Source organism: Hominimerdicola alba, assembly GCF_900112155.1.
Lineage (GTDB): Bacteria > Bacillota > Clostridia > Oscillospirales > Ruminococcaceae > Hominimerdicola > Hominimerdicola alba_D.
In genome coordinates this window covers 84,346-94,160 of the sequence record NZ_FOKQ01000014.1, presented here as the reverse complement: position 1 = coordinate 94,160, position 9,815 = coordinate 84,346, and the positions used below count along the sequence as shown (strand labels likewise).

The following is a 9,815-nucleotide window of genomic DNA, read 5'->3' as shown; positions in this document are numbered from 1 at the left end:
AGTGCTGAAACAGGATCATGGCTTCAGAAGATTCCTGTGCAGGGGCAAAAACAACATCAGAACTGAGTTCCTTTTGTTGGGACTTGCATACAACATAAAGAAGCTTTTTGCTAAGATCTCAGAAAACCGACTTGGAATTTCTCTTTTTGAACTGAAAACGGCATAAAAACCAGCAGAACATAACACCCCCGAGTCCTCTTTTTTGAAGAGGGCTTGGGGGTGTGCGCTCTGAAACAGCTTATTTCACCAGTTAATATGTTTTTTTACTCTGATGTTCGGATATGGTTCGAGGGTGCTGCGGTTGCAACAGCCTCATTTTTAAAGACTTAATTTCAATAATTATGATGCTCACAGCAGAAAAATAATCAGGAAAACGGTACTTCAAAGGCAAAATATCAGTTGAAATGGTATGCTTTTGAATTTAGGCTACAAAAATAATACAAAAAGTGCAGTAAAATAGTACAAGTATACAAAGCTAAATTTTTTCTCGAAAAACTATTGACAACTGCGGCTATTTGGTGTATAATAAACAAGTCGTTACGGGAGATAACAAAATGGCGGTATAGCTCAGTTGGCTAGAGCACTTGGTTCATACCCAGGGTGTCACCGGTTCAAATCCAGTTACCGCCACCACTTATCTCCCGTATATTATGGCCCGTTGGTCAAGAGGTTAAGACGACGCCCTTTCACGGCGTAATCATGGGTTCAATTCCCGTACGGGTCATATCAACTGAAAGCTTCAAAACAGCGCAGATACGTTGTTTTGAAGCTTTTCTTTTTTTGTCATTAAGTCAAAAACCTCTTATTTACCTCTTATTGTTAAAAACGATTTTGAAAGGACATATTTAACTTAAATCATAGGGTTAAACAGCATAGGTGATTTTGATAAAGATAATTGGGATATGTTAAAATAAAGCTCTTCTTGATGCATTCTTCAAGAAGAACCTTTTGCTTGGAAAAAGTTGTTACATGAATTGGCAAACATTATTTTTTGAATTCGAATATCTATTGCATTATCTTCGCTTCTGATTTCACAAATCTGTTCGGGCAGTCCAAATACATTAACACTTCTTCAAGGTTAAAGCTGGATATCTCAGCGATCTTTTCAAGTGAAAGAGTATCATCTTAGAGTATTGCGGCAGTGATTTTCTGTTTATTACAATAAACAGCTTTAGTATTCGGATCTTCCATTATCTTACAACAATTGTTTGACTTTATTATTTCCTTTATTGACTAAACACGCCAAACGTGCTATAATAATATCAATAAGACATCACAGCAAGGAGGCGAAAACAGTGCCGAAAAAATTCAATATCACAGGCAACTGCATACCAGACAGGCATTATATGGTAGACCTGACGAGCAGGCTTGAACAGATAAAAGCGCAAGTCGATGACGGGCAGTATCTTGTCATCAACCGTGGCAGGCAGTATGGTAAGACCACAACGCTTCGTGCTCTGGCGAAGTTCCTTTCCGATGAATACTATGTGTTATCGCTGGATTTTCAGATGCAGATGAGCAGTCAGAAATTTGAGAGCGAGAATATTTTTTCTGTCACACTTGCTAAGATCATCATCAGGGTTTTCAGACAGCTCGGTATTGACAGGCAGTTTGAAAAAGAAATAAACGACATTGGTTCCGATATTGCTTATATGAAAGAGAATTATGGACTGGTCGATCTTTTTATTTCGCTGAATGATATATGCGCTGCTTCCGACAAGCCTATCGTGCTTATGATAGACGAGGTGGATCAGGCATCGAATAATCAGGTCTTTCTCGATTTTCTGGCGCAGCTGAGGGGCTATTATATAAACCGTGATGTTTCTCCGACGTTCCATTCGGTCATACTTGCGGGCGTTCATGACATACGCAATCTCAAACAGAAGATACGTCCCGATGAAGCGCTCAAGCACAACAGCCCATGGAACATAGCATCGAGTTTTGATGTGGATATGGATTTTTCGCCTGCGGACATTTCAACAATGCTGAGCGAGTATGAGAATGACCATCATACCGGAATGGATATCGACAGACTGGCGCAGCTGATCTACGATAACACCTCGGGTTATCCGGTGCTTGTATCGACTATTTGCAAACACATTGACGAACAGATACATGAATGGGATGAGCATGGTGTTACGGAGGCAGTAAAGCTGCTTATCAACAGTTCTTCGCCGCTTTTTGATTCTTTGATAAATAAGCTGGAGGATAACAAACAGCTCAGAAACATGGTCTATGATATCCTGATAAACGGCAGGACTTTCATTTACGGACCTGACAGCGAAGTTACACGTGAGGCGGAAATGTATGGCTTTGTCACCCGCTGTGATACTCATGTTGCGATAGCAAACAGGATCTTTGAAACAAGATTGTACAACTGGTTTATTTATGACACAGTGGCTGACAATGACAAGAAGGATTGGTCTGCGGACAAGAACCGTTTCATCACAAACGGCAGACTGAACATGAAGCTTGTGCTTGAGAAGTTTGTCACACATTTTGATGAACTTTACGGTGACTCCTCCGAGAAGTTTCTTGAAGAGGACGGCAGACGTTTCTTCCTGCTGTACCTGCGCCCGATCATAAACGGAACAGGCAACTATTATGTTGAAGCACGGACACGAAATGATCGTCGCACAGATGTAATAGTTGACTACAAGGGCGAACAGTTCGTTATCGAAATGAAGATCTGGCGTGGTGAAGAGTACAATGCCAGAGGTGAACAGCAGTTAACGGAGTACCTTGATTATTATCATATCGACACGGGTTACTTGCTGAGTTTCTGTTTTAACAAGAGTAAAAATGTCGGCGTGAGTGAACTGAAGATCGGTAAAAAAACGATCATAGAAGCCCTCGTCTGATTTACGCCCAAATCCAAAAAACATGATAATAAATATATGGTTTTATGCGTATTGTAGTGCTTCAAAACGACGTAATATCGGCTTTTATTAGAATATGACAGGGTATGATCTTGGGAGCATTTTTCTCTGTACGATGAAGAGTATTGACTAATAAACGGCGTAAATATGCGGCCTTTATGACCTGACAATCAAGATTTACGACCAACTTACGACCGAATTATTGAGGACGCGTTTGATATGAAAAATAAGATCCCGAAGATGACTTGCGTGGTTGGCTTCGGGAGTTTTGTTATTATGAAACATGGTTATCCTGTCATCCGAAATATTCACCAAATCGAGAAGATCGAGAGCGACAATGCCAAGGGATATAAGAAGCCGTTGGCTCAGAAGTAATTTCATGTTTTTGAAACATACGATCCTGAAAGCGGTCAGCTGGTCTGGACGCACAAGGTCATTTCGAACTTCAAAGCTATGATCGCAGGAACATACCACGTTAATGAAAAGATACATACAGCGTTATATTGAGCCTTGAATACAGAAAAGACAGCACTCGGAGTGATCCGGGTGCTGTTTGACTTGGAATCCATTTTTATAGTCATTTTCTAAGATGTGGTACAATGAATATAACAAAGATAAGATAAATTATTTGTACAATATCACGATTTAAATACACTAATTAACTTTTAATTTCTTTGACATTGACCAATTGAAGCTTTTGTGATATAATAATTTTGAGAAAGTAAACTAATACTTATTTTGTTTATGTATTATTATTATTATCACTTCAAATAGAAATGGGGGAGAATAACATGAAAAAATTACTGAAAAAACTATCGTGTGCATTAGCAACTGGTATAACGCTTACAGCGATTTCATCTGCATTTCCTTTTGTAGCAGAAGCTGACAAACAGACTATATACTTGCCCATTTCTATTTTGCTGAGATACGGAACGGAGATATTTGCTCTTTCCGCAAGCTCGGTCTGACTTATATCAAGCTCTTTTCGAGCCTGCCTGATTCGCTCTCCGATAGGGACGAGCTTTTCTTTTGTATCACTCACAGCAATTCTCCTTAACCGATTGATTATCCTTTTAACTATTATATAAGTTTTCATCGATGAATGGAATAAACGATTGACTAAGACTTAAACGATAGATTATAATAGATAAGGACATTTTGCAAAAATCGCATTCAGGAGGCTGCGATTAATGAGTATTGATGCAAAACTTATCGGGAAACGTATAAAAGAGGTGCGTAACCTGAGGAAGATGCCGCAGATGGTTCTTGCGGAAAAATCTGACATATGCGACTCTTACCTTAGTTACATAGAGTGCGGAAGAAAGAAGCCGAGTCTGGAGGTGATAGTAAAGATAGCGAAAGCCCTTGATACATCCGTTGATTCTCTGCTGGAAGGCAATCAGAACTTCGACACTGGAACATACGAAAGAGAGATAGCGGAAAAACTGAGCGATTGCTCTCCCTACGAAAAGCGCATTATTTTTGAGATGATGGACTATTTGAAAGAAAGTATAAGGCAGAACAGACCGCTGATAACTAAAGAAACAAATAAAGTATAATGGTATTTTGACCGAATTACAATAAACCAATAGTCAAAGGTTGTCTTACAGACTGTATCCCTTTGAAATAACTATATGCGATTTTTGTAAGATGCGCCATTTCAGGCGCTTTGAGGTTTCCAACATGATTTATCATATTCAAAATCATGTGGCAAAATACCTTTATTTCAAAAACGAATTGTGATATAATGTATATGCCGATAAGTTCTGTGCTCCTGTCTGAATAAAAAGGAGATGTATGATAATGATAAACAACAGAATAAATATGAAAACAGAAGATATGCCTAAGATATCACGTCACGAGCTTGGAGAAAAACTTGATGAGATACTTGATAAGGCGATAAAGGAGAATACCGCTTTTCTGATAACAGATGAAGGAAAGAAAGATCTTGTGCTGTGTCCCGCAAGATGGTACGATCCTTTCAGAGATTCAGATTTTGGATTGATAGTGAACGCCGCAATAAGGTATGCTATGGGTCGGCAGACGTATATGCCCCTGTCTGTTTCTGATTTTACTATAGGATTTATGCCGATGCTTGACAACAGAACAATACAGGTGATCATTAATGATATAACGGAAGAACTTCGTTTCAGAAACGGTGAGATGCCACAGCTTGATATATGGCTTCACCTGAAAGATAAAGCGGAAGAAGAGCGAAAACAGCGTCAGGACGAAGGAAGGTGGTCATGAATGTCGGATTCCATAAAATCTCCTGCAATATCGGGTTATATTGACTGGCTAGGTCATATAGAATATAGACTTGCCGGAAACACATTCACTTATACAAAAAAATCATACAGGCTGATAGATGAAATATTTGCTATGCTCCGTTTGATAGAGCCTGTAAACAAAAATGGGAATCGTGAACTGTGGTTCACTTCCGAAAGAGGAAGCATAAATGATTTTCGTGAACTTGAAGATGCTATCGCTGAGGGCGAAGTAGAAAATGCCGAAGAACTTGAAGAATGGTGGCTTGAAAGCTATCCCGAAGAAGTTCAATGGTATCATTTAGTCGCTGTGGAAGATACAGAAACAGGATACAAAACAATTCTGCTGAATAACAGGCAGGTTATTGAAGTCGATCCTCGCAAGGAACACGGCTTTGAAAATGATATAACAGAATTTGCTGAATGGCTGCTTGAATCTGTAAATAAATGTATAGACGAGCTGAAAGCAGGAACTTACAATGACAGCATAAATAAAGGTGTACCTTACGAGCATAGAACTGGAACAATAATGCGTCGTGATCTATATGATATATTCCCCGATATGAGAGAAGATTTCCTGAAAAATATTTCAAAAGCTGAGATCAGAGAGTTTACAGAACTTGCGTCACAGCAGAAAAGATATGACAATATGCCGAGAATGCAAAAGTTCACTGCAAACGAGTTTTACAAGTGCTGTGCTTTGGGATACAAGGCAAATAACTATGAATACACCGAGCTTTCGCCAAAGGAGCAGTATTACAAGCACTCGGACGGCAGAGATGACGGTTTGGGCGAGATAGACGGTGATTCAGTAGATGAATTTATAAGGTGGTATCACGAAACACAGATCGGGCATCCGTGGGAAGTGTGCAGGGGCGGCAATTCTACGCATATTTCCTTGTATGTCTATCACGATGAGAGAGGATTTTATCTTTCGATAGCAGGAGAGTCTGAATCAAGATGCGTGGAAGCGGTCAAATTCTATCTGGCTATTAAAGAAGCTGGCTATCCCGTTTATATCCATAATGCAAACGAACTTATAGCGAGGTTCAATGAGACAGAAATGATTGGTGTAGTACCAGAAGGCGTGATACCGAGATACTGCGGTCACTATTTCCCTCATGAAAAGATAATCAGCTTTATGAACCTGCCATTTGAGGAAAGTGACAAGGTTGCCGAAAAGTGCATCTGGCAGCCGTTAAATGAAATACGACTGCTGCATGATCAAAGGATCGGTGAATAAAATGGAAGAAATACAGATTGAGGTCGAAGAAGAACTGCTCAACAAACTTAATGAGATAATAAAACCGTTAGGTATTACACCCGAATGGCTGGCTGAACAGTTTATAAGATTCTGTGTTGATCCGAAGAATACAGAAGCTCTCAGAAAAATGCTTGATGAGTGGAAATCACAAGATAATATGTAGCATTGTAATATAAACAACGTGCAGACAAATAGTATCTGCACGTTGTTTTGATAAATAGCGGTCACACCGAGACTTGAACTCGGACACTGCAAATGCGATTACTCTCGGTTTAGTAAACCGCTGCCTTGCCATTTAGGCTTATGTGACCATATTACTTGCAAACTATACAATAAAGTGATATAATAAGTACTATAAAGAATAATTATCATGAAATCCTCAGTGACGAAGCTTAGAGTTTTGAATGACATTAGCCTTTTTTATGTGAAAGTGGTGCAGACATGAATAATAATGGAATTATGACCCAGGATACTATGGACTACGATGAGATAACAGAATTCTCAGATGAAAGCGGACTAAGTGAGGTTCTTGCGGATGCTGTGTCAGAAGCTACAGTTGCGCAAGCGGGAATACAAACCATAAGTCTACAAACTGCAATGGATAACTATGCGTCATGGATGAATGAGTCTGCAATTGCAAAATCTACAGGGTTGCCTGTCAGAACACTGACTCAGCAATACAAAGGCTTCGCTGCAGAAGAGTATTTTAAGAATACTATGAAAATCAATGCTCTTGCCAAAGGTGTGGCGTAAGCAACACCTTAACAACGATTATTTGGTAAAGTTTGGACGGTTGGTTTTACACTATAAAACCGAAAGGACAGATACAAATGATTGATGTTATTTACAACTATCGGCAGGGTGATATTCATGCTGCCGAGTTCTCTGACGAGTTTAACAAGCTCTGTATTCCGTTTGAAAAATCATTGAGCGAGGAGCAGATCGATGTGTTTCACAAGATACTCGACTGCGTGAGCGATACCGCCGCCTCTGAGATGAGAGCTGCTTACAAGGTCGGGTTCAAGGACGGTGCGGCTCTGATGAAAGAAGTTCACGACTAATATTTTCATAATATAAGCAAAAGGGCTATGTACTCCGCTAATTGGATACATAGCCCTTATTTGATCGTATTGATCGTATTCTTTTATAGTTTTGCTCTACTCCGTCATCGCCGTTCGCCTGAAATATCTGTTGCGGTATTCCTTCGGGCTCGTATCATAATACTTCCTGAAAGTCCTCGCAAAATGGCTGTACGATGAGAAGTTAAGTATATCCGAGATCTCCGAAAGAGAAAAGTCGGAGTATTTCAGCATATTCTCGGCGGCTTCCATTCGTTTAAGGATCACATATTCCGTAAGCGGCACTCCCGTTTCACGCTTGAAAAGAGTGGAAAGATAGGATTCGTTCAGCCCCACCATTTCAGCAAGCTCCCTCACCACTATCGCTTCATGCAGGTGAAGCTGTATGTAGTCCATGCACAAAACGATCTGCTTGGAATAAACTGTTTCTTTCTTTGCGGCAGCAACTGCTTTTACATAATATTCTGTCATTTCTCGGTGAAGTGCATATATCTCGTCTATAGTTCTTGCCTTATCATATTTCCTGATGTAAAGGTCGCTGGCATTGTAGGCTTTTTCAGCGTCCATGCCGCCTTCGATCGCAAATCGTGTCACAAGCGTGATATTGCAGATACAGAGATAGAGCAGATTTTTCAGCGGATCATCGGACAGATGCCCTGTTTCGGCAGAGCGTATCATTCGCTCAGCTTCATCTATCGCACGAGGATCGCCGTTTTTCAGATATTCATATTGCAGCATTTCGCTGTCATAGCGATGATGATGAAAGCTGTTCTCACGGTTGATGTATTCAAGATAAGCCACTTGCTTGTCCATAGTTTCCTTCATGGTATCACCCCTTATTATCATAGCATATATCTTTGATTCAGTCAAGATATATGACTAAAATATAATATGAGTGCTGTACTTTCTTCTTTGTCTGTGGTATAATTCAGACATAAGGAAGTGATACAGATGAAAAACTCGATAAACATGACAGATGGCAATATCCTAAAAAAACTGATATATTTTGCTATCCCCGTACTGATCGGCAATATCTTTCAGCAGCTTTACAATGTTGCGGATACTGCGATAATCGGTAATATCCTCGGTGACAGCGCACTTGCGGCGGTCGGAGCTTCCGCACCCGTTTACGGTCTGCTGATAGGCTTTGCAGGGGGCTTGACTAACGGCTTTGCGGTCGTAATAGCCCGATATTTCGGCGCAGGAAATGAGCGTGAGATGAAAAAGTCGGTGGCACTGACCTATATCCTCTCGGCGGGCATTGCTCTTGAGCTGACAGTTTCAAGCCTTGCAGTTTTGCACCCGCTGATGAAGTCGCTCAAAACTCCAAACGAGATCATAGCCGACACCGAGAACTATATGCGGATAATCATTCTGTTCTCGGCTGTGACGATAGCCTACAATATGCTTGCGGGTATGATGAGGGCGATAGGCAACAGCAAAGCTCCGCTGTATTTCCTGATCGTTTCGACCTTTGTGAATATCGGGCTTGACTTCCTGTTCGTAAAGGGCTTTGATATGGGCGTTTCGGGTGCCGCCTATGCAACTGTTATTTCGCAGGGTGTGTCCGTGGTTCTGTGCTTTATCTACGCTCTGAAAAAATGTGATATTCTCGTTTTCGGAAAGAGCGAGCTTGTATATGATAAAGCTCTGCTTTCAGACCTCATAAGCACAGGGCTTTCAATGGGGCTGATGTATGCAATCGTGTCCGTCGGCTCGGTGATATTGCAGGGCGCAGTCAACAGCTTCGGCACAGGCACCATAACCGCACACACCGCCGTACGGAAGATAGACGATATTTTCATGCTGCCGCTCGGAACTATCGCACTTGCATCGTCCACATTTGCAAGCCAGAATTACGGCGCAGGCAAGACGGACAGAGTGAAGCAGGGCATAAAGAGCAGTATCATCATTGCCGAGATATGGAGCGCATTTTCGGTAGTCGTTTGCGTTCTTTTCCGCAGACCGCTGATACAGGCTCTTACCGGAACCACCGATGAAGCCGTTATCTCCACCGCTTCAAAGTACATCGTCTGGAACATCTCGTTTTTCTTCGTTCTCGGAGTGCTTCTCGTCCTCAGAAGCAGCTTGCAGGGCGTTGGCAGAAAGCTCGTTCCCGTCACTGGAAGTATCGTAGAGTTTCTGCTGAAAATACTTGCTGTGGCTGTGCTTGCACCGCAGCTCGGATATTTCGGTATATGCATCTGTGAGCCGATCATATGGGCAGCCTGTGCTGTTATCGTGCTGATAGATTACAGCGTATTTATACGAAAAACCGATAAAACAGCGGTTGACAGAAAACTGGCAGTCACAGTATAATAATGGG

General features: G+C 41.2%; 12 protein-coding genes and 3 tRNA genes. 12 read left to right on the top strand and 3 right to left on the bottom strand.

The features are described from left to right. Position 1: 1 nt before the first annotated feature. The 5 genes from BM265_RS19720 (at position 2) to BM265_RS20640 (ending at position 3,254) form a co-directional block, all read left to right on the top strand. Complete coding sequence (locus BM265_RS19720) at positions 2 to 166, top strand: transposase (RefSeq protein ID WP_143098701.1); 165 nt, start codon at positions 2 to 4, stop codon at positions 164 to 166. A 390-nt stretch (positions 167 to 556) separates the two neighbouring features. Further along, positions 557 to 633, top strand: a tRNA-Met gene (locus tag BM265_RS09440). A gap of 19 nt (positions 634 to 652) precedes the next feature. Then, positions 653 to 724: transfer RNA gene (locus tag BM265_RS09435), tRNA-Glu, on the top strand. A gap of 571 nt (positions 725 to 1,295) precedes the next feature. After that, a complete protein-coding gene (locus BM265_RS09430) occupies positions 1,296 to 2,861 on the top strand; it encodes an AAA-like domain-containing protein (RefSeq protein ID WP_074961314.1) in 1,566 nt (521 codons plus the stop codon). Positions 2,862 to 3,098: 237 nt separating this feature from the next. After that, positions 3,099 to 3,254, top strand: coding sequence for a hypothetical protein (locus BM265_RS20640; RefSeq protein ID WP_242940816.1), 156 nt, complete (start codon positions 3,099 to 3,101; stop codon positions 3,252 to 3,254). Positions 3,255 to 3,645: 391 nt separating this feature from the next. Here BM265_RS20640 and BM265_RS20635 read toward each other — a convergent pair whose 3' ends face one another. Next, on the bottom strand, positions 3,646 to 3,921 hold the full coding sequence (locus BM265_RS20635) for a helix-turn-helix domain-containing protein (RefSeq protein WP_074961313.1): 276 nt from the start codon (positions 3,919 to 3,921) through the stop codon (positions 3,646 to 3,648). Positions 3,922 to 4,069: 148 nt separating this feature from the next. Here BM265_RS20635 and BM265_RS09415 point away from each other — a divergent pair, with 148 nt between their 5' ends. The 4 genes from BM265_RS09415 to BM265_RS09400 all read left to right on the top strand — a co-directional run bounded on the left by BM265_RS09415 (position 4,070) and on the right by BM265_RS09400 (position 6,573). Then, positions 4,070 to 4,438, top strand: coding sequence for a helix-turn-helix domain-containing protein (locus tag BM265_RS09415; protein ID WP_074961312.1), 369 nt, complete (start codon positions 4,070 to 4,072; stop codon positions 4,436 to 4,438). Positions 4,439 to 4,682: 244 nt separating this feature from the next. After that, the gene (locus BM265_RS09410; RefSeq protein ID WP_074961311.1) at positions 4,683 to 5,129 is read left to right on the top strand and encodes a hypothetical protein; all 447 of its coding nucleotides are present in this window, start codon (positions 4,683 to 4,685) and stop codon (positions 5,127 to 5,129) included. Continuing rightward, positions 5,130 to 6,389, top strand: a complete 1,260-nt coding sequence (locus BM265_RS09405) for a hypothetical protein (RefSeq protein WP_074961310.1) — start codon at positions 5,130 to 5,132, stop codon at positions 6,387 to 6,389. It abuts the gene before it with no gap. A gap of 1 nt (position 6,390) precedes the next feature. Next, positions 6,391 to 6,573: a hypothetical protein gene (locus BM265_RS09400; protein WP_242940815.1), complete on the top strand. Its 183-nt coding sequence runs from the start codon at positions 6,391 to 6,393 to the stop codon at positions 6,571 to 6,573. Between the two features lie 58 nt (positions 6,574 to 6,631). Here BM265_RS09400 and BM265_RS20045 read toward each other — a convergent pair. Continuing rightward, a tRNA-Ser gene (locus BM265_RS20045) sits at positions 6,632 to 6,721 on the bottom strand. 130 nt (positions 6,722 to 6,851) lie between these two features. On the opposite strand from BM265_RS20045, the gene BM265_RS09395 reads away from it, so the two are divergent. Both BM265_RS09395 and BM265_RS09390 read left to right on the top strand, forming a co-directional pair. After that, positions 6,852 to 7,163, top strand: a complete 312-nt coding sequence (locus tag BM265_RS09395) for a hypothetical protein (protein ID WP_074961309.1) — start codon at positions 6,852 to 6,854, stop codon at positions 7,161 to 7,163. 77 nt (positions 7,164 to 7,240) lie between these two features. After that, the gene (locus BM265_RS09390) at positions 7,241 to 7,471 is read left to right on the top strand and encodes a DUF6809 family protein (RefSeq protein ID WP_074961308.1); all 231 of its coding nucleotides are present in this window, start codon (positions 7,241 to 7,243) and stop codon (positions 7,469 to 7,471) included. Between the two features lie 96 nt (positions 7,472 to 7,567). On the opposite strand, the gene BM265_RS09385 is transcribed toward BM265_RS09390, so the two are convergent. Next, positions 7,568 to 8,335, bottom strand: a complete 768-nt coding sequence (locus tag BM265_RS09385) for a helix-turn-helix domain-containing protein (RefSeq protein ID WP_207646973.1) — start codon at positions 8,333 to 8,335, stop codon at positions 7,568 to 7,570. Positions 8,336 to 8,440: 105 nt separating this feature from the next. On the opposite strand from BM265_RS09385, the gene BM265_RS09380 reads away from it, so the two are divergent. Next, complete coding sequence (locus BM265_RS09380; RefSeq protein WP_074961306.1) at positions 8,441 to 9,808, top strand: MATE family efflux transporter; 1,368 nt, start codon at positions 8,441 to 8,443, stop codon at positions 9,806 to 9,808. Positions 9,809 to 9,815: the final 7 nt, after the last annotated feature.

Coding starts and splice junctions, on each gene's coding strand:
- BM265_RS20640 (WP_242940816.1), top strand. CDS start 3,099: ATGAAAAATAAGATCCCGAAGATGACTTGCGTGGTTGGCTTCGGGAGT.
- BM265_RS09415 (WP_074961312.1), top strand. CDS start 4,070: ATGAGTATTGATGCAAAACTTATCGGGAAACGTATAAAAGAGGTGCGT.
- BM265_RS09410 (WP_074961311.1), top strand. CDS start 4,683: ATGATAAACAACAGAATAAATATGAAAACAGAAGATATGCCTAAGATA.
- BM265_RS09405 (WP_074961310.1), top strand. CDS start 5,130: ATGTCGGATTCCATAAAATCTCCTGCAATATCGGGTTATATTGACTGG.
- BM265_RS09400 (WP_242940815.1), top strand. CDS start 6,391: ATGGAAGAAATACAGATTGAGGTCGAAGAAGAACTGCTCAACAAACTT.
- BM265_RS09395 (WP_074961309.1), top strand. CDS start 6,852: ATGAATAATAATGGAATTATGACCCAGGATACTATGGACTACGATGAG.
- BM265_RS09390 (WP_074961308.1), top strand. CDS start 7,241: ATGATTGATGTTATTTACAACTATCGGCAGGGTGATATTCATGCTGCC.
- BM265_RS09385 (WP_207646973.1), bottom strand. CDS start 8,335: ATGATAATAAGGGGTGATACCATGAAGGAAACTATGGACAAGCAAGTG.
- BM265_RS09380 (WP_074961306.1), top strand. CDS start 8,441: ATGAAAAACTCGATAAACATGACAGATGGCAATATCCTAAAAAAACTG.